The sequence below is a fragment of the Paenibacillus sp. O199 genome, from assembly GCF_001636635.1.
GTDB classification, from domain to species: Bacteria; Bacillota; Bacilli; order Paenibacillales; family Paenibacillaceae; genus Paenibacillus; species Paenibacillus marchantiae.
This window is the reverse complement of the sequence record NZ_LGRP01000003.1, coordinates 403901-428854: the sequence shown is the minus strand read 5'-3', so window position 1 is coordinate 428854 and position 24954 is coordinate 403901. Positions and strand designations below refer to the sequence as shown.

The 24954-nt window shown below is 49.5% G+C and carries 21 protein-coding genes; 18 read left to right on the top strand and 3 right to left on the bottom strand.

The genetic code is table 11. The features are described from left to right. Positions 1 to 138: 138 nt before the first annotated feature. The 4 genes from A6049_RS06895 (at position 139) to A6049_RS06880 (ending at position 4505) form a co-directional block, all read left to right on the top strand. A complete protein-coding gene (locus tag A6049_RS06895) occupies positions 139 to 1185 on the top strand; it encodes a LacI family DNA-binding transcriptional regulator (protein WP_205411993.1) in 1047 nt (348 codons plus the stop codon). A 36-nt stretch (positions 1186 to 1221) separates the two neighbouring features. Next, positions 1222 to 2394, top strand: a complete 1173-nt coding sequence (locus A6049_RS06890) for a Gfo/Idh/MocA family protein (protein WP_063563916.1) — start codon at positions 1222 to 1224, stop codon at positions 2392 to 2394. A 162-nt stretch (positions 2395 to 2556) separates the two neighbouring features. Beyond that, a complete protein-coding gene (locus A6049_RS06885) occupies positions 2557 to 3285 on the top strand; it encodes a ThuA domain-containing protein (protein WP_063563915.1) in 729 nt (242 codons plus the stop codon). A gap of 113 nt (positions 3286 to 3398) precedes the next feature. Beyond that, positions 3399 to 4505 carry a Gfo/Idh/MocA family protein gene (locus A6049_RS06880; protein WP_063563914.1) on the top strand — a complete coding sequence of 369 codons (1107 nt, stop codon included), beginning with the start codon at positions 3399 to 3401 and terminating at the stop codon, positions 4503 to 4505. A gap of 76 nt (positions 4506 to 4581) precedes the next feature. On the opposite strand, the gene A6049_RS06875 is transcribed toward A6049_RS06880, so the two are convergent. Together A6049_RS06875 and A6049_RS06870 are read right to left on the bottom strand one after the other, a co-directional pair. Continuing rightward, on the bottom strand, positions 4582 to 5400 hold the full coding sequence (locus tag A6049_RS06875; protein ID WP_063563913.1) for an SPL family radical SAM protein: 819 nt from the start codon (positions 5398 to 5400) through the stop codon (positions 4582 to 4584). Beyond that, positions 5397 to 5993 (bottom strand): bifunctional transcriptional activator/DNA repair enzyme AdaA, encoded by a 597-nt coding sequence (locus A6049_RS06870; RefSeq protein WP_342671813.1) that lies wholly within the window; start codon positions 5991 to 5993, stop codon positions 5397 to 5399. The genes A6049_RS06875 and A6049_RS06870 overlap by 4 nt, the downstream gene beginning before the upstream one ends. A gap of 174 nt (positions 5994 to 6167) precedes the next feature. Between A6049_RS06870 and A6049_RS06865 the strand changes: the two genes are divergently transcribed. The 3 genes from A6049_RS06865 (at position 6168) to A6049_RS06855 (ending at position 8878) form a co-directional block, all read left to right on the top strand. Next, on the top strand, positions 6168 to 7148 hold the full coding sequence (locus A6049_RS06865; RefSeq protein ID WP_063563911.1) for a Gfo/Idh/MocA family protein: 981 nt from the start codon (positions 6168 to 6170) through the stop codon (positions 7146 to 7148). A 24-nt stretch (positions 7149 to 7172) separates the two neighbouring features. Next, positions 7173 to 7889 (top strand): class I SAM-dependent methyltransferase, encoded by a 717-nt coding sequence (locus A6049_RS06860; protein WP_063563910.1) that lies wholly within the window; start codon positions 7173 to 7175, stop codon positions 7887 to 7889. Positions 7890 to 7984: 95 nt separating this feature from the next. After that, entirely contained in the window at positions 7985 to 8878 is an 894-nt protein-coding gene (locus A6049_RS06855; RefSeq protein ID WP_063563909.1) for an NAD-dependent epimerase/dehydratase family protein, read from the top strand. Positions 8879 to 9017: 139 nt separating this feature from the next. On the opposite strand, the gene A6049_RS06850 is transcribed toward A6049_RS06855, so the two are convergent. Beyond that, positions 9018 to 10028, bottom strand: coding sequence for a LacI family DNA-binding transcriptional regulator (locus A6049_RS06850; protein ID WP_063563908.1), 1011 nt, complete (start codon positions 10026 to 10028; stop codon positions 9018 to 9020). Between the two features lie 409 nt (positions 10029 to 10437). Here A6049_RS06850 and A6049_RS06845 point away from each other — a divergent pair, with 409 nt between their 5' ends. The 11 genes from A6049_RS06845 (at position 10438) to A6049_RS06795 (ending at position 24913) form a co-directional block, all read left to right on the top strand. Further along, positions 10438 to 12228 (top strand): L-fucose isomerase, encoded by a 1791-nt coding sequence (locus tag A6049_RS06845; RefSeq protein ID WP_063563907.1) that lies wholly within the window; start codon positions 10438 to 10440, stop codon positions 12226 to 12228. 41 nt (positions 12229 to 12269) lie between these two features. Then, positions 12270 to 13772 (top strand): rhamnulokinase, encoded by a 1503-nt coding sequence (locus A6049_RS06840; RefSeq protein ID WP_063563906.1) that lies wholly within the window; start codon positions 12270 to 12272, stop codon positions 13770 to 13772. A 53-nt stretch (positions 13773 to 13825) separates the two neighbouring features. Then, positions 13826 to 14488, top strand: a complete 663-nt coding sequence (locus tag A6049_RS06835) for a class II aldolase/adducin family protein (protein ID WP_063563905.1) — start codon at positions 13826 to 13828, stop codon at positions 14486 to 14488. 263 nt (positions 14489 to 14751) lie between these two features. After that, positions 14752 to 15504 (top strand): FadR/GntR family transcriptional regulator, encoded by a 753-nt coding sequence (locus A6049_RS06830; RefSeq protein WP_090950051.1) that lies wholly within the window; start codon positions 14752 to 14754, stop codon positions 15502 to 15504. 16 nt (positions 15505 to 15520) lie between these two features. Then, positions 15521 to 17566 carry a hydantoinase/oxoprolinase family protein gene (locus A6049_RS06825; protein ID WP_095205996.1) on the top strand — a complete coding sequence of 682 codons (2046 nt, stop codon included), beginning with the start codon at positions 15521 to 15523 and terminating at the stop codon, positions 17564 to 17566. Then, on the top strand, positions 17563 to 19536 hold the full coding sequence (locus A6049_RS06820; protein ID WP_063563902.1) for a hydantoinase B/oxoprolinase family protein: 1974 nt from the start codon (positions 17563 to 17565) through the stop codon (positions 19534 to 19536). The genes A6049_RS06825 and A6049_RS06820 overlap by 4 nt, the downstream gene beginning before the upstream one ends. Positions 19537 to 19611: 75 nt before the next feature. Continuing rightward, positions 19612 to 20748: an ABC transporter substrate-binding protein gene (locus tag A6049_RS06815; protein ID WP_063563901.1), complete on the top strand. Its 1137-nt coding sequence runs from the start codon at positions 19612 to 19614 to the stop codon at positions 20746 to 20748. Positions 20749 to 20819: 71 nt separating this feature from the next. Then, the gene (locus A6049_RS06810) at positions 20820 to 21953 is read left to right on the top strand and encodes an ABC transporter ATP-binding protein (RefSeq protein WP_095205995.1); all 1134 of its coding nucleotides are present in this window, start codon (positions 20820 to 20822) and stop codon (positions 21951 to 21953) included. Further along, entirely contained in the window at positions 21950 to 22867 is a 918-nt protein-coding gene (locus A6049_RS06805) for an ABC transporter permease (protein WP_063563900.1), read from the top strand. Before A6049_RS06810 ends, A6049_RS06805 begins: the two co-directional genes overlap by 4 nt. Then, entirely contained in the window at positions 22860 to 23699 is an 840-nt protein-coding gene (locus tag A6049_RS06800; protein WP_063563899.1) for an ABC transporter permease, read from the top strand. The genes A6049_RS06805 and A6049_RS06800 overlap by 8 nt, the downstream gene beginning before the upstream one ends. Further along, positions 23696 to 24913, top strand: coding sequence for a M24 family metallopeptidase (locus tag A6049_RS06795; RefSeq protein ID WP_063563898.1), 1218 nt, complete (start codon positions 23696 to 23698; stop codon positions 24911 to 24913). The genes A6049_RS06800 and A6049_RS06795 overlap by 4 nt, the downstream gene beginning before the upstream one ends. Positions 24914 to 24954: the final 41 nt, after the last annotated feature.

Genomic DNA, 24954 nt, shown 5'->3' with positions numbered 1-24954 from the left:
CACAAATCCTCATCTTTTTTTGTGTTAAAAGCATTGACAACGGTTACAACACATGAGAAGATGTACGCGCGTACATAATCATTTGATACACTGCATCGGTTTGGCAGGTGTTCAGGAAACATGAAGGAGGTGAGATCCATGGCATCCCGTAAAGAAGTGGCTGATCTTGCCGGTGTTTCGGAAGCTACAGTATCCCGAGTTCTTAATGGCGTTGGTCCTATTAAAGAGGAAACCCGTCGTAAGGTTATTGAAGCTTCCGAGCAGTTGGGTTACGTCCCCAGCGCACTGGCCCGCAGCTTTGCGAGAAGTAAAAGCGGTAACCTTGGCGTGGTGTTGCCCTACGTCCCGAAAGCACACTTGTTCTCGGCGTATTTCTTCTCGGAAATGCTGAGTGGCATTGGGAGCAAAGCCAGGGACAACGGCATGGACCTGCTGGTCATGTTCAGGACACCGGGTGAAGTGATGAATTATACGGATCTGTTCCGCCGTCAGAAAGTGGATGCTTGCATTATTCTCGGCGCACGAGATGAACATGGGGAACTGGCAGCCATGCAGAGGCTTCAGCAGGAAGGACATCCCTTTTGCATTATGAGCCAGCACTTTGCAGGTGAATCATTCATGGAAGTGGATGCCGATCATGTGGAGGGCAGCAGGCTGGCAATCCGTCACCTTACCGATCAGGGCTACCGGAATATCGCCTTTCTTAATGGTCCGGATAGTTATTCCAACAGTCAGGAGCGGCTTCAGGGCGTTCATATCGGACTGAATGAAGCCGGAATGAATATGGATTCCAGTCTGTTGCTGGAGGGGAACTATGGCAGACGAAGCGGGGTGGAGGCAGCTGCCACCATTGCAGCCCGGCTTAACGAGATTGACGCTGTATTTGCTGCGAATGACCGGATGGCAATCGGTGTTATGCATGGTTTGCGTGAGCGTGGGATCAAGGTTCAGGATTTCCCAGCGTTTGTAGGTTATGATGACTCCGATGCGGCCGAGATGGCGGTTCCGCCGCTGAGCAGCGTCAGGGTTCCCTTTTATGAAATGGGAGAACTGGCCGCATCCAAACTTATTCATGGATCACTGGGAGCAACAGCTTCAACAGTGAATTCCGAAGTTCCCTCAGAAACAGCAAGGCAGTTGTTGCCTACAGAGCTGATCATCCGTGCCTCTTCAATCCGTAATTAATACATTGCTAGTTATATTCCAAAGGAGGAAGTGACCATGTCAAAGCGTCTTCGTGTCGGAATGGTTGGATACAAATTTATGGGGAAAGCCCACAGCAACGCTTATCGCAGTCTGCCGATGTTTTTCCCGTCTGCCCCGCTGCAGCCGGAGATGTCTGTAATCTGTGGACGGAACGAGCAGGGAGTTCAGGAGGCTGCCAGTCAGTTCGGCTGGTCTGAAAGTATAACGGACTGGCGCGAGCTGGTGCGGCGTGATGATATCGATCTGATCGATATTAACGCTCCAAGTGATGCCCATAAGGAAATAGCACTGGAAGCCGCTCGTCAGGGTAAACATCTGTTCTGTGAAAAGCCGCTGGCTTTGTCGCTAGCTGATTCGCGTGAAATGCTCCAGGCTGCTGAAGAAGCAGGAGTTGCGCACATGGTCGGATTCAACTACCGTTTCTCTCCAGCGGTGCAGCTGGCTAAAGAGTTGGTGCAAAGCGGACGCCTAGGCAAAATCTATCATTTCCGTGCGTTTTTCCTTCAGGATTGGATCATGGACCCTTCGTTCCCGCTGGTATGGCGTCTGCAAAAGGAAGTAGCCGGTTCCGGCTCACATGGCGATCTTGGCGCACACCTAATTGATCTTGCACGTTTCCTGGTGGGTGAATTCAAGGAAGTAATCGGGATGAGCGAAACGTTCATTAAAGAGCGGCCGCTGGCTTCGGAAATGACCGGACTTAGTGCCAAAGGCAGTTCGAACGCAGATGCTCCGAAGGGCGAAGTAACGGTAGATGATGCCACGTTGTTCCTGGCACGCTTTGCAGATGGTGCGCTCGGAAGCTTCGAGGCTACACGCTTTGCAGCAGGTCATCGCAGTACCAACTCCTTTGAGATCAACGGCAGTCTGGGCAGCGTTCGGTTTGATTTTGAACGGATGAATGAACTGGAAGTGTATTTTACGAAGGACGATGAAGATGTGCAGGGCTTCCGCCGTGTTCTGGCGACTGATCCGGCACACAAATATGCTGAGGCGTGGTGGCCTGCGGGACATACGATTGGATTCGAGCACACGTTCACACATGAAATGCTGGAACTGGTGACCGCGATCTCCGAAGGACGGCAGCCTGAACCAAGTTTCCACGATGGGGTTGCCTGTCAAGCGGTATTAGAAGCTGTTGAACGTTCCGTTACAGAGCGTCGCTGGGTGTCGCTAGAAGAAATGTAAGCATTAAACCACTGAATTGTGAAGTGGACATCATGTTGGCACTCATTTGAAATAAATAAGCTAGATTTAAGCTAGGATGTTGGCCTCGGAGAGGTCTTGAGTTTGCATAAGGTCCGATAGAGAATGACAATAACTTAACTTCCGGAAAGCGAGTGATGGGTGATGAGCAAAGCACTAATCGTATGGGGCGGCTGGGATGGACATGAACCAGAGCAGGTAGCAGCGATTTTTGAACGCATTTTGAAGGAAGAACAATTCGAGGTTGAAGTCTCAGATACACTGGAAGCTTATGCGGATGCAGAGAAACTGCTGGGCCTGGATCTGATCGTTCCGTTGTGGACAATGGGACAGATTGAACAGGAACTAGTCAATAACGTATCTGCGGCTGTTCAGAGCGGCGTGGGTCTTGCGGGTCTTCACGGCGGGATGTGTGATGCGTTCCGTAACAACGTCGACTGGCAGTTCATGACGGGTGGGCAGTGGGTTGCGCATCCAGGGAACGACGGCGTGGAGTACACGGTAAACATGAAACGTGGTTCCAGTCCGCTCTTGGATCATATTGAAGATTTCCAGGTGAAAAGTGAACAGTATTACCTGCACGTGGATCCTGCAGTAGAAGTGCTGGCAACGACACGCTTCCCAATTGTTAACGGTCCGCATGCAGCGAATGGCCCAGTAGATATGCCAGTCGTTTGGACCAAACGCTGGGGTGCAGGCCGCGTGTTCTACAACTCGCTCGGACACCATGCAGATATCGTGGAGATGAAACAAGTTACTGAAATGATGCGTAGTGGTTTCAAATGGACTGCCGCAGGCAAAGCACTTGCGCAAAGCCGCAAGGACGCAGTGGCTGAAGTTTACACAGGAATGGCTGATAACCAAAATCACTAATTTAATTTAAACCTAATTCATATCCGTTGAGATAAATATATTGACCCACATAAAGCGGTGTTGAGTTGTTTTGGAAGCGCTATATCAATTAGGAACACGAAGGGAGTCCACGCATGAAAACAATGAAAGTAGGCATTATTGGCTGCGGTAAAATCAGTGGTATTTATATGGAGAACTGTCACCGATTTGAGGTGCTTGATCTTGTAGCGGTTGCAGATCTAGATCGGAACAGGGCAGAGGAGCAGGCGGCTACTTATCATGTTCCTAACGTATACACGGTAGATGAAATTTTGGCAGACCCTGAGATCGACTTGATTATCAATCTGACAATCCCTGCCGTTCATGCGGATGTATGCTTGAGAGCGCTCGAAGCAGGCAAACATGTCTACGTGGAAAAACCACTCGCAGTCACACGTGAAGAGGGTCAGGCGGTCCTGGAAACGGCTAAGCGCAAAGGGCTGCTGGTAGGCTGTGCGCCAGAGACGTTCTTTGGTTCAGGCATTCAGACGGCACTCAAAGTGGTAGAGGATGGTGTCATTGGCAAACCTGTGGCCGCTACCGCATTCATGATGAGCCGTGGGCATGAGCATTGGCATCCAGATCCGGAGTTCTACTATGCAGCCGGTGGCGGGCCGATGTTTGATATGGGGCCCTATTACCTGACTGCGCTCGTACAATTGCTGGGACCAATCAAGTCCATTGCTGGCATGACGGGCAAAGCGATGGAACAGCGGACGATCACGAGTGAGAAAAAGCGGGGTCAGAGCATCCCTGTTGAAATTCCGACGCATGTAGCCGGATTGTTGCAATTTGAGCAGGGAGCTATCGGCACGCTGATTACGAGTTTTGACGTATTTGGCGGAAGTGTGTTGCCACCGATTGAAGTATACGGCACGCATGGAACACTACAGGTTCCTGATCCAAACACATTCGGTGGTCCAGTTCGTTACCGCTTGCTAGGTGATGAGGAATGGACTGAGGTACCGCTTCTGCCAGGATATCAGGAAAATACACGTGGCATCGGTGTTGCAGATATGGCTTATGCCGTGGGCAGCGGACGTGCTCATAGAGCAAGTGGAGAGCTGGCCTACCATGTGCTTGAAGCGATGTGGGCGTTCCATGATTCTTCGGATGAGCAGACTTTTTATAAAATGGATAGCACATGTCAGCGCCCAGCTGCACTGCCGGCAGATCTTCCATTATACACACTTGATCAATAATCGATTAAGTTAGAAGTATAGCCCTGACTCCCGATACGTGGGAAGCAGGGCTATTTTCAATTTATATCAAGCATGATTAGGGTTCGAATCCTGCCTGGCTAATCCATATTTCATGTTCCTCAAAATGCGCCTTCATTCGCTCGACTACCATTTTGTATGCCTCAGGACTGAACCAATCTTCCTTGCCCACTTGTTCGTAAAGTGGCTTCATGCCAAGTCTCCGGGTTCGCTTGCCCTCACTGCCATCTCCCATAAAGTAATCATCAATGCATATACGATCAACAAGCGGCCTCAGAATGGCTGCAAAGCTTTCGCTGCTGGGCAATACTGGCGCAATAGCAGCTTGTGTGGGGATACCGGCATCTTGCAGTTGTTCCAGGGCACGCAATCTGCCCGCGATTGGCGGAGCTGAAGGACTGAACTGCTTGCGGATATCATCCAGATCCGTTTCCACGGTCATGCTAACCCGGACCCGGTCACCCAACTTTTTCAGCAGATCGATATCTCGGGTCACCAATGGGCTTCGGGTTTGAACCAATATAAAATCGGGTGGATGCTCAGCCATGACTTCTAGCAAAGACCGCGTGATTTGCTCCTTATATTCAACGGGCTGATACGGGTCTGTACTGGATGACATAAAAATAGTGACTTTACCTTTCGATTTCGCACGCTTCAGCTCCTTGGCAAACACATTGGCGGCTTCCTGTTTCACATCAACCCAGCTGCCCCATGGCTCTTTGCGAAATAAAGATACGGGCATTTGCCTTACATAACAGTAGGAACAGCCAAAGGCGCAGCCTGTGTATGGATTCAGCGTATGCGTATAACCATTAAGGAACCCAGTTCCTTTGTTCAGCAACGTTTTGGGTACTTTGTATACTAAGCTGGTCTTCATAATTGATCACGCCTTTGTTCACGATAATTGGCAGGTGTACATCCTGTATGTTTTCGAAATACAGTAATAAAATACGCCGGATTGGCTATGCCAACCTGTCGACCGATATCTGTGACGGTAAGCCGGGTGCTTTCAAGCAATTTCCGGGCTTCAGTGACTCTTTTTTCCTGAATATACTCCACCGGAGTTAGGCCGGTAATCCGTTTGAACACCCGATGCAGATGATACGGACTACCGTGACTCACATTTGCAAGAATATCAAGTGTAAGGGGCTCGGCATAATGATGTTCAATATAGTCTGTTACAACGGAAATCCATTCCTGGTCGGGGACTCGCTCGCCCGTTGGTTTGCACCGTTTGCATGGACGGAAATGTCGCGCCAAAGCTTCTTCAGGATTGTTAAATATAGAGACATTCTCATATTTGGGTGCTTTCGACTTGCAGGAAGGTCGGCAAAAGATGCCTGTTGTTTTGACACCATAATAGAATTCCCCATCAAAGTTGCTATCGTTGTGGATAATGGCATTCCACTGTTTGTCATCTATAGGAACTGAATCTGATTGATAGGAATTGTGACTTTCCAAAAGAATCACCTCAAGTCTCATTATACCCCTGATTTATGGGAATCGACGAAGTTTCAAACAAAAAAGCAAGATATCAATATGTTGGAAATGGACATCCCTTCAATCTGGTTGAAATATAGGCTACAATGTACAGGATGGCAAGCTGTTTAATTGTGAAATTTATTTACGAAAGAGGTAGATTGAATGGTTCGTTTTGGAGTGGTAGGTACCAACTGGATTACAGAGAGACTTCTTGAGGCCGCTGCACAAGTCGAAGGATTCGAATTGACCGCCGTGTACTCAAGAACTGAAGATAAAGCTAATGCATTTGCAGATCAATATCAGGCTGCGCTTCGATTTACTAGCCTCGAAGAGATGGCTACGAGTGATGGGCTCGATGCCGTGTACATTGCTACACCGAATACCTTTCATGCGGAGCAGGCAGAGTTGTTTTTGAGAAACGGCAAACATGTACTGTGCGAGAAGCCTTTGGCCGCCAATGGAGCAGAGGTCCGTCGTATGATTGATACAGCGAAAGAACATGGAGTTCTGCTCATGGAGGCCATGAAATCGACCCTTGTTCCCTCGTTCAAAATGGTTCAATCTCACCTACATAAAATTGGCCCGGTACGTAAATATGTGGCGAGCTATTGCCAGTACTCTTCCCGGTACGACAAGTATAAGGAAGGAATCGTCCTGAATGCGTTCAAACCCGATCTTGCTAATGGAGCGTTAATGGATCTTGGTGTGTATTGTCTCTATCCATTGATTACGTTGTTTGGCGAGCCTAAACAAGTTCAGTCCCAGGCATTGATGCTGGAATCAGGGGTAGATGGACAAGGCAGTGTTATTCTGAATTATGATGAGATGGAAGCGGTAGTGACGTACTCCAAAATCTCCAATTCTCACGTTCCAAGTGAAATTATGGGCGAACGCGGCAGCCTCCTCATTGACAAAATTGGTTCACCGGAACATGCGGAGATACGCTACAATGATGGTACGGTGGAAAAACTCACTGCCGAGCAAATTTACCCGTCGATGTATTATGAGGTGGAGGAGTTTGTCAATCTGATTCAGCAGGGCAAAAAGGAATCGGATATGAACACGTATGAACGTTCCTACGTTACCATGCAGGTGATGGATCAGATCCGGCAGCAGATTGGTCTTGTTTTTCCTAATGATTAATTCTGGAAAGTGAGCTGAGACGAGATGAGCAGAGATGAGCAGAAGAGCAGAGTAGCCGGCCTGGAGCTGGCACAGATTATTTTTATCGGGCGAACCTTCGAGGAATATATGAAGATGTTCAACCTGACCGTGGAAGAAATTAAAGGTAAGTCCATTCTCGATTGTCCGGGTGGGGCTTGTTCATTCAGTAGCCATGCGCGAGAGTGGGGTGCAGATCCCATGGCAGCGGATATCGCCTATGAACATGAGATCAGCCAACTGGAAGTGAAGGGACTTCAGGATATTGAACATACGATGAAACAAATGGAACACGTACAAGACAAATATAGATGGGATGATTTCGGTTCGATTCAAGGCTTGAAAGAAGAACGTAGACGTGCAATCACAGACTGTGTAGCGGATATGAAACGTTTCCCTGACCGTTATGTGGCTTCTGTACTGCCGGAGTTACCTTTTGCCGATGAACAATTCGACCTAACATTGTCAGCACATTTCCTGTTTACGTATGCAGATCGCCTGAATACCGAATTCCATCTACAGACGATCCTTGAGCTGTTGCGAGTAACCAAGCGGGAGCTGCGTATCTTCCCAACAGTAGACTTGTCTGGCAAACGTTATGAGCACATGGATGAACTAAAGGCTATACTGGAAGAGCGCGGTTATATTACTTCTGAAGAGAAAACTTCATACGAATTCCAGCGGGGAGCACACACGATGCTCCATATTGTGAAATCCCGGTAAACATACCTGAATTGCAACAGCACAGACAGCACTTCATTCATATGGAGGTTTTAATAAGATACGCATGACCAGAACAGGTTAGGAGGTTTTATCGGATGAAAAAAGTACTTATACTTGGTGGGACACGGTTCTTTGGCAAACGTCTGGTTGATCATTTGCTGTGGGAAGGAAAGTCTCAGATCACAGTCGCAACTCGCGGCAAAACGGATGTAGACTTTGGGCCTGAGGTCAACCGGATTAAAATGGATCGTGAAGACCCGAAATCTCTTGCCGAGGTTGCCCAGACCGACATGTGGGATATTGTCTATGACAACATCTGCTACTCGCCAGATGCCGCGAAGTCGGCTTGTGAAGCTTTTGCGGGACGTACCCAAAGATACATTTTGACATCAACGCTCTCGGTATATGGAGATCCCAAACCTGGATTTACCGAATCCGATTTCGATCCGTACACCTACCCGGTGCAATACGGAAGCCACGAAGATTTCTCCTATGGCGAGGGTAAACGTCTAGCGGAAGCTGTGTTTTTCCAGGAGGCGGATTTCCCAGTGGCGGCGATGCGCATTCCAATTGTACTCGGGATTGATGATTACACGCGAAGACTTCATTTTCATATTGAACATGTGCAAAAAGGAAAACCTATCGGCATGCCCAATCCGAACGCCGAGATTGGATTTATCAATTCCACCGAAGCCGCGAGATTTCTCGCTTGGCTTGGACATTCATCCATTACAGGACCTGTGAATGCAGCGTCCAAAGGGACGATAACACTTTCCGCCATGATGCATCTGATCGAAACGGTAACAGGCATGCAATCACAGGTATTGACCGAAACGATCAAAGAAGACATGTCACCCTTTGGAATTTCGGAATCCTGGACAATGGATACATCCAAAGCAGAGCAGGCGGGATATACATTCGAAGCATTAATGGATTGGTTCCCGGGTCTAGTTCGAGAAGTCGCTCTGGCACTTCAATCTGAAGGCTAGAATCCATATATATAAGAGGTACATTTCATAAAAAAACAGGACGCAATTCAGAGATATATTCTCCGATGCGTCCTGTTTGTATTTGCTTCAACAAAACAGTTTCTCTCAAGTCAGGGTTGGTCTACGACTGATTTTCCTTTTATTCGCAAGGTACAGAGGCCGAAGCGCGAATACGCAGCTCCGATGGCATAATGACGGTCTGTGGTTCCTCAGGAGCCTTGCCTTCAATTCGGTCAATCAGCATTTGCATGCCGATGGCACCAAAATCATAGGCAGGCTGTGCAGCAACCGTGAGAAAGGGATCAAAGGCAGAAGCCAAATCCAGGTCATCAAAACAGACGACCGAGATGTCTTCAGGCACACGCAGCCCCCGTTTACGTAAAAGTCGAATGACGCCAATGGCGAGCATGTTGTTTGCTGCAAATATGGCTGTAGGTTTGTGCTGATGTGCAAGCAAACTGTCGATACCCACTTCATCGCTGAAATCCCGGTAGCCTGTTCGAAGGATTAATCCTTCATCAAAGGGCAGCTGGGCTTCCCGGAGTCCCTCCATGTATCCTTCTTCTCGCAGCCGCGCAGTCGAAACCTCGGAAGAACCATTAACCAGAGCAATGCAGCGGTGTCCCAGATTCGTCAGATATCGAATCAATTGAAGCGCACCGTCTCGGCTGTCCCCAGCGATAACGTCAGATGTGATTCCCGGAACAGTTCGGTCCAAAATAACAAACGGAATGCTGCGTTCCTGCAGCTGCTTCAAGTGACTCAGCGATCGGTCCCCTGCAGGTGCAAACAGCACACCATCGACGCGAGTCGACAGAATGGTTTCCACATAATTTTTCTCCTTGTCGTAATCCTCGTCGCTATTGCTGAACAAGAGGCGATAACCACGCAGATTTGCAGCGTCCTCAGCCCCCCGGGCCAGCGTTGTATAGAAGGGGTTCGTAATATCCGTAATCAGCAGTGACAGCATATGAGTCCGTTGCAGCACAAGACTGCGCGCATTCGAGTTGGGTATGTAACCAAGTTCTTCGATGACCTGTTGTACACGCTCGCGTGTAGCCGGACTAATACGACCTGTTTGATTAATGACTTTGGAGACGGTCATGGCGGAGACGTTGGCTTTTTTGGCAATATCATAAATGGTAATCAATAGGATCTAACCTTTCCGCAACATAGTCTTTCCATTCTATAGGATAATGCCGATTGACAGCAAGATAGGCTCATGCTATCTTAGGGTTACCGATAACCCTAATCATAAAAAAAGTTGATTTATTTCAGTCTCACCGCTCTTCATTTTGCTCACATCGCTTCCTTCACACTCCATAATAGGACAGCATAACGGAGTCAATAATATAGAGCGGTTTATTAAACTAATTATTTGTAAACGCATTCATAATGAGAAAAAGAACTGACCGTTGGCATGCAATGCTAATGTGTTACCTCGGGTATCGGTGAAGAGAAGGAACAGAATCCCTAATTTGCCCCAACAAAATACACACGGACAAGTCACAAGTAATTCGTACCTATTCTATGAAACCATTGAAGGAGGACGTTTTAGTATGACACATCAGGATTATCGTTATAAACAGGCATTTCCCAAGATTGGTATTCGTCCCACGATTGACGGAAGACGCAAGGGTGTTCGTGAATCATTGGAAGAGCAGACGATGCGCATGGCGACGTCCGTTGCCGAGCTGCTCGCAACAGAACTTCGGTATCCCGATGGTTCGCCGGTAGAATGCGTCGTTGCCGAGTCCTGTATTGGCGGTGTGAACGAGGCAGCGGCAGCAGCGGAACTATTCAGTCGCTCCAACGTGGGCGTGACCATTACAGTTACACCATGCTGGTGTTATGGAACAGAAACGATGGATATGTCTCCTTCTATTCCTACAGCTATCTGGGGCTTTAATGGAACCGAACGTCCGGGTGCAGTATATCTGGCAGCAGTGCTCTCTGCCCATGCACAGAAGGGGATTCCGGCTTTTGGTATCTATGGCGAGGATGTGCAGGATGGAGGAGATACGACGATTCCTGATGACGTTCGTGAGAAATTGCTTCGCTTCAGCCGTGCTGGTCTTGCCGCTGCAACATTGAAGGGACGTGCTTATCTGTCTATCGGCTCGGTATCCATGGGTATTGCCGGCTCCATCGTGAACGATTCTTTTTTCCAGGAGTATCTGGGCATGCGGAACGAATATGTGGATATGAGTGAACTGACTCGTCGTATAGAAGAAGAAATCTACGATCCTGAGGAGTATAAGCTGGCGCTAGCATGGGTGAAGGAGAACTGTAGTGAAGGACCGGACAACAATCCTGCCCATCTGCAGACAGACCGCAAACGCAAAGAGTATGAATGGGAAACGGTTGTGAAAATGACGCAGATCGTACGTGACCTGATGGCTGGCAATCCGAAGCTTGCGGAGCTGGGATTCACTGAAGAATCTATGGGCCACCACGCGATTGTCTCCGGATTTCAGGGACAACGACAGTGGACGGATCATTCACCCAACGGAGATTTTCTGGAATCCATCCTGAATTCTTCCTTTGACTGGAATGGCAAACGCTCGCCTTATCTGGTGGCAACAGAGAACGACAGCCTGAATGGTGTGTCGATGTTATTTGGTTCCCTGCTTACACATACCGCGCAGATCTTCGCAGATGTACGCACCTATTGGAGCCCGGATTCGGTAAAACGCGTGACAGGGCACCAGCTGGAAGGAAACGCAAAGGACGGTATTTTGCATCTGATCAACTCCGGTTCTGCGGCATTGGATGGTACAGGGCAACAATCAAGAGCGGGTGAGCCTGTGCTCAAGCCTTTCTGGGAAATTACAGACGAAGAGGTTCAGGACTGCCTGAAAGCCACCTCATGGCGGCCGGCATCCGTGGAATATTTCCGGGGCGGCGGCTATTCGGCTGATTTCCTGACCAAGGGCGGCATGCCTGTTACGATGACGCGTCTCAATTTGGTTAAAGGACTAGGGCCAGTACTGCAAGTGGCTCAAGGTTACACCGTCGACCTGCCTGAGGATGTGCACGATACGCTGGATCAGCGGACAGATCCGACTTGGCCTTCCACCTGGTTTGCACCTGTTCTGACGGGCTCAGGGGCTTTTACTTCGGTCTATGAAGTAATGAATCAATGGGGCGCGAACCATGGCTCCATCTCTTATGGACATATCGGAGGGGATTTGCTAACACTGGCCTCCATGCTTCGTATCCCAGTGAGTATGCATAATGTACCGGAATCCGAGATTTTCCGTCCACGTGCCTGGGGACTGTTCGGCACAAGTGAACCGGAAAGTGCCGATTACCGGGCATGCAGCGTCTTTGGACCGTTGTATCGTTAACATCCAAACGGCTTGACGCGGAAGCGAAGGAGGCATGAGAGATGGGAACTCAGGCAACACATGTGCTTGCTGCCGATTACGGCGCCGGAAGTGGCCGGGTGGTCCGTGGGACTTTTGACGGAAGTAAGCTTTCATTAGAGGAAGTGCATCGATTCAGTAACGATCCTGTACTCCTGGGGGATGGATTGTACTGGGATTTCCTGCGACTTTTCCACGAACTGAAACAAGGGATTGTAAAGGGCATGCAAGGCATCTCCCAACCGGTCCATTCCATTGCTGTGGATACGTGGGGAGTCGACTATGGATTAGTGGACGGGGAGGGAAGATTATGCTTCAACCCCCGTCATTATCGGGAATCGCGTAATGCGAAGTGGATGGAAGAAGCCCTGCACATGGTGAATGAAGAAGAGCTATATTCCATGTCCGGTGTCCTGTCACAACAGATAAATACCGTATTTCAACTACTTGGAAGTGTGCGCGAGCACTCGGAAGCTCTGCGGCCAGATGTGCGCATGTTATTGATGCCGGATTTGTTTAATTATTATCTATCTGGTCAGCAGGCCTGCGAATACACAATTGCCAGTACAAGCGGACTATTGCATGCCGGAGAGGTCCGTTGGAATGAACAATTAATTGGCCGACTGGGTATCCCGGAGACGTTATTCCCACCACTCGTACAGCCAGGCACGGTGCTGGGGCAGTTAACGGATGACTTGTGTGCAGAGTTGAAGATTGAACCGATGCAAGTGATATCTGTAGGTTCACATGATACAGCATCTGCATTGGCAGCCATTCCTGCGACAGATTCGGAATTTGCCTTTATTAGCTGTGGCACCTGGTCTCTCATGGGCGTGGAACGCGACCGTCCTGTATTGGATAATCGTAGTCGTCAACTAGGGTTCACCAATGAGGGCACGGTAAATGGCAAAGTGCGAACCTTGAAGAATCGCTCAGGCCTGTGGTTATTACAGGAGTGCAAACGGCAGTGGGAACGGGAGAATCAACGTTTTACCCATGAGGAACTGGTCCAGTTCGCTGCTTCGGCAACCGCTCATCAATGTTATGTATCGCCCGGTGATGGGGTGTATTTGGCACCAGGCGACATGCCAGAGCGAATCCGGCAACAGTGCAGTGTTAGCGAGCAAGCAATACCTGAAACGACCGGAGCCATTGTACGTTGTATTCTCGAAAGTTTGGCACTGGAGTTCAGACAGACTCTGGATGAACTGGAGCTAATTACAGGCACTCGGCCACGGGTGATTCATATGGTCGGTGGAGGTGTGCATAATCGCTTATTGTGTCAATTTACGGCGAATGCAGCAGGGATTCCGGTGATAGCGGGTCCTGCCGAGGCAACTTCAGCCGGAAATTGCATGCTGCAATTTCTGGCACATGGCGAAGTGAGCAGCTTGTCCGAGGTGCGAGAAGTTATGGCTTCTTCCTTTTCTCCCGAAACCTATGAGCCAGAAGACACCGCAAGATGGCAGGAAGCCTACGTAAGATACCAAAACCTGAATCAAACATTGGCGAGCAAATCCAATTAGATGAGCATTTTGTAAAATGCTTAAAAAGAAAAATCAAAGGAGTGGAGCAGAACATGTCTGAACAACAGGTAAGGGAAGAATTGACCAAATATGCCCGCAGAGCGGTTGCTCAGGGACTGGTGGTTGGACCTGGGGGGAATCTGAGCGCCCGTTTCGAAGGAACGATGCTTCTTTCGCCGAGTGGTTACGCACTAGAGGATCTGGAACCTGACGAATGGATCGCGATTGATATTGCGACAGGAGAGACACGTGCCGGATCAACACGCCCTTCCTCCGAGGTGTTGATGCATCTGTATAGCTATCGGGTCAACCCTGACATTCAAGCCATTGTGCATACACATCCGGCATACACCATCGCCCTGAGTCTCGTTTTCGATGAATTGCCTCATTTGTTCCCTGATCAGTCGGCACTGGTAGGCGATATTGGCTTTGTCCCTTATGTTCTGCCCACAACCAAACTTCTTGCTGATGCGGTGGCTGCCAAGGTTGAAGAGCACACAGCGCTTATTCTGGTTAACCACGGATTGGTCACGACAGGTAAAAACCTGCGCGAAGCCTACTACCGCACCCAGGTGGTGGAGGAAAGCGCCAAGGTGTACATGATCGCCAAGGCAGCAGGGGAGCCTAAAGTGCTTACTGCGGAAGAATACAAGGAGATCCAATCTCTTGAAAGTGAAGCCTACCGCGTACAGCTGCTGCAACAACTCAAGTCATAAATGAATATTTATAATTAAACGAAATTTAAAGGTTATCTCAACAAAGAGCAGATTACGTCCTCCAGAAAAATAATCTGGAATACAGGATGTGAATTGCTCTTTTTTTATTTTGGATCAAACGGGGAGTACATGGTGAGAAAAATAATACATAGTAATTGGGTAAGAATTATTGAAATTATTGTCGATTGAAGGTATACTGTCGTTAATCATCAGTGAGTAACAACAAAAAAACTACAATTATTTATATATGAGGAGTGAATTTAGTGGGTCCTGAGCTAAACGAATTGGAGTTGGAATACGAACTGCTGAAGCAGCTTCGGGACGCGAGCGCTCCCATCGGGGCCAGCACGTTGGTTCATACCCTGGGCAAAACGTACGGTCTAAGTCAGGCTACAATCGGAAGAAGACTTATGGAGATGGACGTTGAAGGTTTCACGATACTGGAGGGCCGGAGGGGAAGGGTTCTGACCGAACAGGGGCTGGAACGAATCAAGATTCTGGAGAAGGATTTACAGCAAAAAAGTGTAAATTCCCAGCTCATTCAGATGCTGAACCATTCCGGTGAAAAGGCTCTGCTTGATGTCCTTGTAGCTAGAAGGGCTCTGGAACGGGAAATTGCTTCCCTGGCAGCACAACGAGCCTCCAAAGAATACATAGTGCTACTGGAAGCCTCTATTGCTACCCAGCATCAATTGCTTTCCCAGAATATTATTCCTTACGAGGAGGACCGGGAATTTCACAGGCTACTGGCTTATGCGGCTCAAAACCAGATTCTGCTGCATGCGGTTGAACTCGTCTGGGAGACAAGCCGTGATTTCCTGGAAACAGCTTATATTAGGCAAAGAGTAGGTAGCGAACTGGTCGTGGACCACCAGCGGATTCTTGAGGCAGTAGCAGCAGGCTCCCCGGAACAGGCTGAAGCTGCAATGGTGAATCATATTAACCAGATGATTGAGGATGTCAAACGATATTTTGCCATGCAGAACCTTAATATAACTTCGGATGAGACCCGGTGATAAAGGAGTTGAACTTGTGAAAACAATTTATCGATTAGGTATAGATATCGGAGGCACATTCACGGATGCCCTGGTTATGGACAATCATGGCAGGGTGATTGCGGCACTGAAAACGCCATCGATTGCAGCAGCTCCGGAACAGGCGATTTTTAATGCACTTGATCAGCTCAAGGAAAGCGGAGTCGATCTTCATGAGATCGATCTGTTTGTGCACGGAACAACACTTGGGGTTAACACCCTAATTGAGCGTAACGGCGCAGTTACAGGTCTGTTGGTCACCAAAGGGTTCCGGGATATTCTCGAGATTCGGAGGCTACGACTCGAGGATACAACCAATCTGTATGGTGACAAGACCGATGCGCTTGTTCCGAGACATCTCGTTAAGGAAGTGGATGAGCGAGCACTTGCGAGCGGTAGCATACTTCAACCACTGGATCAGAAGCAACTGCTTCAAGCGGTGGACGAGCTGGTGGAAGAGGGGGTTGCTGCCTTGGCGATCAGTTTTTTGCACGCTTATGTCAATCCTGCTCATGAGCAGCTTGCGGAAGAGTTAATCAGGGAACGTCATCCGCACCTGTTTCTCTGCAGAAGCAGTGCCATTTGGCCGCAGCAGCGTGAATTCGAACGTACACTCGCCACAGCCATGAATGCATATGTTGGGGAACGCATGGGATCATACTTTCTTCGTCTGCAAGAAGGAATTGGCGCTTACGGTCTGAAAGCCAATCTGCTGTCCACAATGTCCAATGGTGGAATCATGACGGCGGCCAGAGCGGCCAAAGAGCCTGTACGTACTCTTCTGTCCGGTCCTGCTTCCGGCGTAATCGCCGCAACCCATATTGCCGAGCAGGCCGGCATCCATCAAGTCATCACGTTTGACATGGGCGGGACAAGCGTTGATGTTGCCCTCATCGATAAAGAGCCTGCCTATTCTACCGAGAATAAGGTTGGGGATTTTCCAGTCATCATTCCCGCTGTGGATGTAACCGCGATTGGAGCGGGTGGGGGCTCAATTGCCTGGCTCGATTCCGTAGGGGTACTCAAGGTGGGACCACGAAGCGCAGGAGCCAATCCAGGTCCAGCCTCCTATCATCGTGGGGGAGAAGAGCCTACAACAACGGATGCTTATCTGCAACTGGGCATTTTGCAAGCTGATCGATTCCTTGGCGGACAGATGAATCTTTACCCCGAGCTTGCAGAACGTGCTCTGGGCAATCTTGGCGAACGGCTTGGACTAAGTCCCACGCAAACTGCACAGGCCATTCTTGATGTGGCCACCGCCAATATGTATGCCCAGTTCTCTCCGCTCATGGCACGCAAGGGGGTTGATCCCCGGGACTTTACGCTGCTCGCCTATGGTGGAGCTGGGCCGATGCATGCTTTTCTCATGGCGCGTGAAGTGGGCATCCGCCGAGTGCTGATCCCGCCATCTCCAGGAACACTTTGTGCCATGGGCTGCACGGTTGCCAACCTTCGCAATGATTTCGTTCATACCTTGCACAAAAGCAGTCACACGCTTGAGCCTGGTGAGTTAGCGAATCTATACACCAGACTGGAGCATCAAGGGCGTAGTTGGGTTGAAGAGGAAGCCCGCGGCGGAGTGAAACTGGAACATATCTATTGCTTATACAGCGCCGACATGCGTTACGAAGGTCAGGCCTTTGATTTGGAGGTTACGCTCACATCCGAAGAAATCGCCGATCCTGAGAAAGCAAGGATCAAATTCCATATGTACTACCAAAATGTGTTTGGCATCAGCCAGCCGGAAGCTGATGTGATGTTCGTTAGTCTGAGAGCGACCATTGTTGGCATTCTGCCCACCCAAAGCACAGCATCTCCGGCAGAGTTGCCATTCGATGAGAGTGAAGCAGAAGAACGGATCATCACTTTTGACCACGAACAGCGAATAGCAAAAGTTCTAAAGAGGGGACAGATCCCACTGGATATGCCCATTCTTGGGCCCGTTATTGTGGAGGAATATGATACAACCATTTTCATCCCGCCTGGGTTTACGGTATACCGGGATGGTAACGGTAATGTGATTGGGGAGGTGGAGCAATGATTGGCGACAAGGTTTTTCTTGAAATTTTCAACAACCGGATTCAGGCTGCGGTGGAGGAAATGGCCAATGTCGTGCTGCGCACGGGATTCACCGCTTTTGTTAAAGAAACGGGCGATTTTGGAACCTACCTCTTGTCACCATCCGGGGAAACGTTTGGGTCGCCATTAGAGACGGGTTACAATCTGTCCCTTGGCATCCCTGCTGCGGCGACCATAAACAGCATTACAGACTGGAAGGAAGGCGATCTGGTCATCTGCAATGATCCTTATTCCACCAAAGGCATGGTGACACATCTACCGGATGTTCATCTGATCAAGCCCTATTTTCACAAAGGGGAAATCATCGCATACGGCATGTGCTTCGTTCATTCTTCCGATGTAGGTGGTAAGGTACCGGGGAGCGTATCTCCAAGCGCCTACGATATTCATATGGAAGGCATTCGAATTGCGCCAGTCAAGCTGTATGAAGCAGGCGTTCTTAATGAGCAGATACTGCGCATGTTTCTGGACAATAGCCGCATTCCGGAGCAAAACCTCGGTGATCTCAAGGCACTGATGGCAGCCTTGAATCGGGGGGAGCAGCGACTAGAGGAGCTTATCGGCCGCTACGGTGTAGAGAGGATTCAACAGGGTATTGAGCAATTGCTGGAATACGCTGAGTTGAAGGCACGCGCCATCGTACAGGAGATCCCGGATGGTTCGTATGAGTTCTGGGACTATCTGGAGAAAGGTCCTGGCGGTTATCCTATCCGGTTACGCTGCAAAATGACAATCGCGGGCAGTGATATTCATCTGGACTTTAGCGGCACCGACCCTCAGGTCAGAGCTTCGTTCAATATTCCTACCCACAATCAGCAGGGGCATTACATGTTGGTTCCCGCACTCATTCGTTATTTCCGTACGCTCGATCCAACAATTCCATGGAATTCGGGCATGATTCGCATGGTTCGAAATTATGCACCACCGGCTTCAGTTCTCAACCCGGAGCCGATGGCAGCGGTTGGCGCACGAGCAGCTACCTTTATTCGGCTAATGGATGTCATCACAGGTGCTCTTGGAAAAGCTCAGGCAAGTAAGGTTCCCGCCGCAGGAGCCGGACAGGCATGCATCGTTATGATGGCGATGACAGATGCGTCAGATGGCAAAAAAAAGGTTGGCGTGATCCAGCCGATATGTGGCGGTTCAGGAGCAAGACCGATGAAGGACGGAATTGATGGCATGGATTTTGCCGTGGGTCATCTTCGAAACATTCCTGCGGAAACAGTAGAATCCGAAATGCCTGTGCTCATAGAGCATTATGGCCTTCGTGCTGATTCTGCTGGTGCTGGAACCTTCCGTGGTGGAAGCGGAATCGACCTGTGTGTCAAAATTCTTACACCAGATACCGTAATGACCGCCAGAAATATGGAGCGTATGGAGTTTCATCCGTGGGGCAGGCTTGGCGGAGGTGTTGGTACCCATGGGGAAGCGATTCTCAATGCTGGACGTGCAAGTGAACACCATCTGGGAAGAATTGATGAGTTGCTGCTCCAACCCGGAGAGACGGTGACGTTCCTGTCACAGGGCGGAGGTGGATATGGCGATCCATTTGATCGGGATCCAATGCTGGTTCTGGAGGATGTTAGAAGAGGACTGGTATCGACGGAAAAAGCTCTTGAACTGTATGGTGTCGTCATAGAAGGCCGGAACCTGAACGTGAGTGAGACCAGACAGTTGCGGGCCAAGCGGGAACGGCAGCAGGAAGAATTCGATTATGGCTGGACAAGGAAACAGTTCGAGGCCATATGGACTGACGAGATGCAAGTATCGCTGAATCAGGCGCTGCTGAATGTTCCGCTGGCACTCAGAGACTACCTGAAGCGTCAGACCATGGGAGCCGTGGAGGAGAAGCAAACTGCGACCGTATCCGTATCTCCACATGAGATATCAGGCATTATGGAAGGATTGCGTCAGAAAATAGGATTGCCTTGATAAGGTACATGAAGGAAAAACGAATTAATTTTTGTCAAATTCATAAAACCAACTAAATCGATGGGGGAAATTCTCATGTTTAAATCAAACAAGAAACGCTTTCTCAGTCTCGCCTCACTGACACTGGCGGGTACACTGGTTCTCTCTGCATGCGGTGGAGCAAGTAGCTCCAGCAATACAGCAGGAGGATCCGATTCTTCTGGAGGAAGCGGAGACAAGGTTAAACTGACCATGTTTATCTGGGCTGGCTCCAATCAGGATGTCGTTCCAAAAGAAGTCGTTGCAAATTACGTCAAAGAGCATCCAAATGTTGAAGTTACTTTTGAAGAATCATCCAATGCAGTCATGTATCCGAAAATGGTCGCTGGCAAGCAGGCTGATCCCAACAATCCAGTTGTCAACTTTGGTTACTTCAACGCAGATGCGACGGCAAAAGGCTTGAACGATGATATGTGGGAGCCACTGGATACAAGCATCGTGACCAATATCAAGGATATCCCCGAGCAATTCCACAAGCCTGACAACAAGGGTGTCGTGTGGGGAGTTTCGAGCTTCGCGCTTGTCTATAACAAAGACCTTGTAAAAACACCGCCAACAAGCTGGAATGATCTGTGGGATAACGAGGAATTCAAAGGGAAAACGGCACTTTGGGACTACATGTTCTATTCCTATATCTCTCCACTTCTTGCAGTCAAAGGACAGGAGCTTGGCGCATCGTATGAGAATCCGGAGCCAGCATTCCAGTTCTGGGCAGATCACAGTGACCAGATCGGCACATTGGTTACATCCAATGACCAGTTGAAGGCTCTTCTGGAGTCGGGAGATGCTCTGATTGCTCCTTTCAGTGCACAGGTTGCACAGACATGGATTGACGGCGGTTCTCCACTCGCTGTAGCGTATCCGAGCGAAGGAGCCATTTCCTTCCCGTACACACTTCAGGTTGTGAAGGGGTCAACACCTGAGCAGACACGTGTAGCCAACGAAATTATCAACGAGCTGCTGAGCGCAGAGGCGCTGTCACAATATGCAGAAGCAACAGGTACACCGGTAACCAGCACGACTGCTGCCGTTCCGGACAAATACAAGGACGATCCTTCCTTCTCCGTGGAAACACAGAGCAACGGGATTAGTCCTGACTGGGATGTTCTTGCTCAAAACAGCTCTTCCTGGAAGGAGCTATGGGACCGACTCGTCAAAACCAAACTTCAATAAATGATGGTTTTCAGACAAACCACGATAACGGGTTCTATTTCGAACCCGTTATGGACGGGAGGGAAACAGAGATGAGCAGTGAACAAGAACTCATTTCCATTGAAACAAGAGAAGTCACAAAGACCTACGGAGAGCGAGCAGCGGTTAACCATGTGTCACTACAGGTGAAGAAGGGAGAATTCGTTTCCCTGTTAGGTCCGAGTGGCTGTGGCAAAACAACACTGCTGCGGATGCTTGGCGGACTTGAGCAGCCGGATCAGGGGTTCATTATGCTGGGAGGTCGGGATGTAACCGGCATCCCGGCCTACGGACGCAACAGCAACATGATTTTTCAGCAGCTTGCGCTATTCCCACATATGGACGTATTCAACAACATCGCCTATGGGCTCAAGGTGAAGAAGTTACCGAAAGCCGATATCAGGAAGCAGGTACACGAAATGCTTGAGCTGGTACAGCTCGGAGATTATGGCAGACGAGCTGTTTCCCAGTTATCCGGGGGGCAGGCTCAACGCGTAGCCATTGCTCGCGCGTTAATCAACAGACCCGAAGTTTTGCTGCTCGATGAGCCACTTTCCGCACTGGATATGCAGCTGCGTCTGGATATGCAGCGCGAACTGAAACGCATACAACGAGAGTTCGGCGGTACGTTCATCTTTGTAACGCATGATCAGAATGAAGCCATGAACATGTCAGATCGGATCGGCGTCATGCGCGCTGGCAAGCTGCTGCAATATGCTACGCCTGATGAAATCTATGAAAGACCGGCAGACAGCTTCGTGGCCAAGTTCATCGGCGATACCAATCTTCTGGCAACAACGGTGCTTGGACAGGATACGAATGGAATCCGGGTTGAATGCTTCGGGTATTCGCTGCTGGTGAAGACAAATGAGAACACCCCGGTTGCCCTAATAGGTGACCGGCACTCGTTGTCCATTCGCAACGAATATATTCGACTTGGAGAGGATGCGAACCCTTGCCTGAACAAGCTGGATGGACGTGTCATAGAAGCAGTGTATGGCGGGGCAAATATTCGTTACACGATCCAGATTGCTGAGGGGTTTCTGGTTCAGGCCAGTGTACTGCATCAGCGAGGAGCCTCACGTTTTAGCCCGGGGGAGCCAATCCAGATTGGCTTTGATCCGGAGGACGCGCTCTTGTTATCCGAACCTTTGCTGCTTAATCCGGTACAGGAGGAAGGGATATGAATCGGGTTACGGATCGGATCGTGAATCTGTATTCATCCAAAAACCGCCGGTGGATTACCCAGTTGCTTCTTCTGCTACCCGCTCTGACCCTGATGGGCATCGTGTATCTGGGTGGTCTGCTCATCTTTGGCAGGTACAGCTTTGATATCTATGAAAATGGCAAGCTCATCCGGGGCTGGGAGTGGGATGCCTATCATGCTTTTCTGTCCGATCCGTACTATTGGAAGCTGATAGGCACCACATTTCGCGTTGCCTTCAAGGTCACGCTATGGAGCCTGCTGCTTGCATACCCGCTAGCTTATTGTATTGCCGGCCTGAAGAAACCGGGCATGAAGCAATTGTTGCTGCTGCTTACGTTTCTTCCGCTGCTGGTCAGCGCGGTTGTTCGATCCTATGGCTGGCAGCTGCTGCTATCCAAACAGGGGTTCATGAACTGGCTGTTCATACGGCTGGGAATCACGGATGAAGGCTTCAGTATGATATATAACGAGACTGGTGTGGTTGTCGCTCTTGTTCATATTTTTCTGCCGTTCATGGTCTTTCCGATCCTGAATGTATTGTCGCAAAGTGACGCTTCGCTAAAAGCGGCTGCACAGGATCTGGGAGCAGGAAGCTGGCGGACATTCCTCACGATTACCCTGCCTTTATCAGCGAGAGGTATTGCTAGCGGGGTACAGATTGTATTCACGCTATGCCTCACGGCCTTTACAACGCCCCAACTGATTGGCGGAGGCAGAGTCATGACACTGCCGGTATTTATTTATCAGCGAACACTGGATACCAACTGGCCGATGGCTGCGGTAGCAAGTATATTCTTGCTCGTTTCTTCCATCATCGTTTCACTTTTGGTCAATAAAGGAGCCGAAATGCTGATGTTCCGTCGTTCCAGGAAGGGAGAGCAGGCTTATGGTTAAGTCGAAAAGGTTCACTAAATTGCTGCTCTATATATTTGCAGGGGCTGTAGCAGTTTATTTGCTGTTGCCACTGTTCATGATCCTATTGACATCAGTAGGTTCCGGATCGGCCAGTAAATTCCCGCCGGAAGGTCTTACCCTGAAGTGGTATGCGAATCTGGGAGAGCAGACTCAATTTCTCGTTGCATTCAAGAACAGTCTGATTGCCTCCACTGGAGCGGTATTGCTGGCGCTGATTACCGGAACACTTGCGGCGCTGGCTATCGTACATTACCCTTTCCCGGGTGCTGGCATCTTAAGAGCCTTTTTTGTATCCCCAATGGTTATGCCGAAAATTACGCTTGGTATTGCGTATCTAATTTTGTTCTCCAAAATGCATATTGCAGGCGGATTGTTCGCTCTTATTTTGGGTGAAGCGGTCATCGTGCTTCCATTCGTGCTAACGCTTGTAGGCAGTGCATTGGCCAACCTGCAGCCCGCACACCGAGAGGCGGCAGCAGACCTTGGAGCAGGGCCACTGCGTATCTTTTTTACAATCACATTGCCACAGCTTAGACTATCTCTGCTCCTTTCAGGGTCAATCGCATTTGTCTTCACTTTTGATCAGGTAGAGGCTGCACTACTGCTGCTTCGTCAGGACAGCTACACCCTGCCAATACAACTGTTTCTTTATATGGAAAAGTGGCAGGACCCGACGATCGCTGTTGTATCTGTCGTACTTATCGCTTTTGCACTGGCCTTGTTCATGATCATCAAGCTGGTACTGCGCTCAGTACCTGGACTTGAGAGTTTGTTTGGGGGCAGGAAAAACAAAAGGAGGTCTGAATCATGAACAATTCAAATCATATATCCCACAGCTCGGGTCTCAACCGGGACCGGGCGGAGGACGTAATGAAAACTCAGGGACTTCGTGCCTTGATCGCAACAACTCCGGAAAATATTCACTATGTCATCGGCTCCCAGCTACGCGCAAGCAACTGGACAATGCAGATTTACGCCATTCTACCTGCCGACCGATCCGCTCGGCCATGTATCGTCATTCCGACGAATCGTTTGGGCGTTGTGGCCCAATTCGGTATCACTGGAGTAGATATATTTGCCTACAGTGACTTCTTCGTGGAAGGCTCGATCGAAGGCAAACCTTCTACGGATGACATTGATCTGTTCTACTCTCTGCTACAAACGACAGTCATTCATCCAGGGCCGATAGAAGCGCTTAAAGCTGCACTGAAACAACTCGACATCGAGAATCAACCGATTGGAATCGATGAGATGCGAATCGCTCCTGAACTTTTGGCACGGATCACGGAGGATGCGCCTCAAGGAGCAGTTGTTCACGCGTACAAGCTATTTCGCCAAATCCGCTTGGTTAAGACGCCTTTCGAAATCGAGCAGCTCCGACAGGCTGCCCAAGTCAATGAACGGATTGAGCAAGAGCTGATTGATCTGATCGCAGCCGGTGTTCATGAGAAGCAGCTTGCCGACCATTATCGGCTATCTGTGATGAAAGCAGGTGGGACTCCTGCAATGACTGCGGTAGGAGCGGGTCCGCGCAGTGCGCTGCCGCTCATCGAAAATTATTTTCATACCATCGAGTCAGGCGATCAGATCCGCTTTGATCTGTGCTTGCAACTGGAAGGATACTGGGGAGATACAGGGCGTACCGTTGTGGCAGGAGAGCCAACTCCCTGGATGAAAAAACATTTTAATGCAGTAAAAAGTGGATGGGAGACGGCACTTGAAACCGTACGCCCTGGCGTCAAGGCTTCCGACGTCTTTCATGCGGCTGTGTCTCGCGTGCAACGTGAGGGAATTCCGCATTACCGACGTCAGCATGTTGGTCATGCCATTGGCTTGGAACTGTATGACGACATGACCCTCTCTTCCGGCGACCAGCGCATACTGGAGCCCGGCATGGTGCTGTGTGTAGAGGTACCTTATTATGAGCTCGGCGCTGGTGGCTTCCAAATCGAGGACACGGTTGTTGTAACTCCAGATGGATATGAGTTTTTGACTCATATGGAGCGTAAACTGTTCATCAAATAACGATTAATGGAAGGCTTCAGCCAAGCGATCAGTCAGCAGCC

What these genes read in the sequence shown, in the direction of transcription:
- A6049_RS06895 (WP_205411993.1), top strand. Translation starts at nt 139, where the DNA reads ATGGCATCCCGTAAAGAAGTGGCTGATCTTGCCGGTGTTTCGGAAGCT.
- A6049_RS06890 (WP_063563916.1), top strand. Translation starts at nt 1,222, where the DNA reads ATGTCAAAGCGTCTTCGTGTCGGAATGGTTGGATACAAATTTATGGGG.
- A6049_RS06885 (WP_063563915.1), top strand. Translation starts at nt 2,557, where the DNA reads ATGAGCAAAGCACTAATCGTATGGGGCGGCTGGGATGGACATGAACCA.
- A6049_RS06880 (WP_063563914.1), top strand. Translation starts at nt 3,399, where the DNA reads ATGAAAACAATGAAAGTAGGCATTATTGGCTGCGGTAAAATCAGTGGT.
- A6049_RS06875 (WP_063563913.1), bottom strand. Translation starts at nt 5,400, where the DNA reads ATGAAGACCAGCTTAGTATACAAAGTACCCAAAACGTTGCTGAACAAA.
- A6049_RS06865 (WP_063563911.1), top strand. Translation starts at nt 6,168, where the DNA reads ATGGTTCGTTTTGGAGTGGTAGGTACCAACTGGATTACAGAGAGACTT.
- A6049_RS06860 (WP_063563910.1), top strand. Translation starts at nt 7,173, where the DNA reads ATGAGCAGAGATGAGCAGAAGAGCAGAGTAGCCGGCCTGGAGCTGGCA.
- A6049_RS06855 (WP_063563909.1), top strand. Translation starts at nt 7,985, where the DNA reads ATGAAAAAAGTACTTATACTTGGTGGGACACGGTTCTTTGGCAAACGT.
- A6049_RS06845 (WP_063563907.1), top strand. Translation starts at nt 10,438, where the DNA reads ATGACACATCAGGATTATCGTTATAAACAGGCATTTCCCAAGATTGGT.
- A6049_RS06840 (WP_063563906.1), top strand. Translation starts at nt 12,270, where the DNA reads ATGGGAACTCAGGCAACACATGTGCTTGCTGCCGATTACGGCGCCGGA.
- A6049_RS06835 (WP_063563905.1), top strand. Translation starts at nt 13,826, where the DNA reads ATGTCTGAACAACAGGTAAGGGAAGAATTGACCAAATATGCCCGCAGA.
- A6049_RS06820 (WP_063563902.1), top strand. Translation starts at nt 17,563, where the DNA reads ATGATTGGCGACAAGGTTTTTCTTGAAATTTTCAACAACCGGATTCAG.
- A6049_RS06815 (WP_063563901.1), top strand. Translation starts at nt 19,612, where the DNA reads ATGTTTAAATCAAACAAGAAACGCTTTCTCAGTCTCGCCTCACTGACA.
- A6049_RS06810 (WP_095205995.1), top strand. Translation starts at nt 20,820, where the DNA reads ATGAGCAGTGAACAAGAACTCATTTCCATTGAAACAAGAGAAGTCACA.
- A6049_RS06805 (WP_063563900.1), top strand. Translation starts at nt 21,950, where the DNA reads ATGAATCGGGTTACGGATCGGATCGTGAATCTGTATTCATCCAAAAAC.
- A6049_RS06800 (WP_063563899.1), top strand. Translation starts at nt 22,860, where the DNA reads ATGGTTAAGTCGAAAAGGTTCACTAAATTGCTGCTCTATATATTTGCA.
- A6049_RS06795 (WP_063563898.1), top strand. Translation starts at nt 23,696, where the DNA reads ATGAACAATTCAAATCATATATCCCACAGCTCGGGTCTCAACCGGGAC.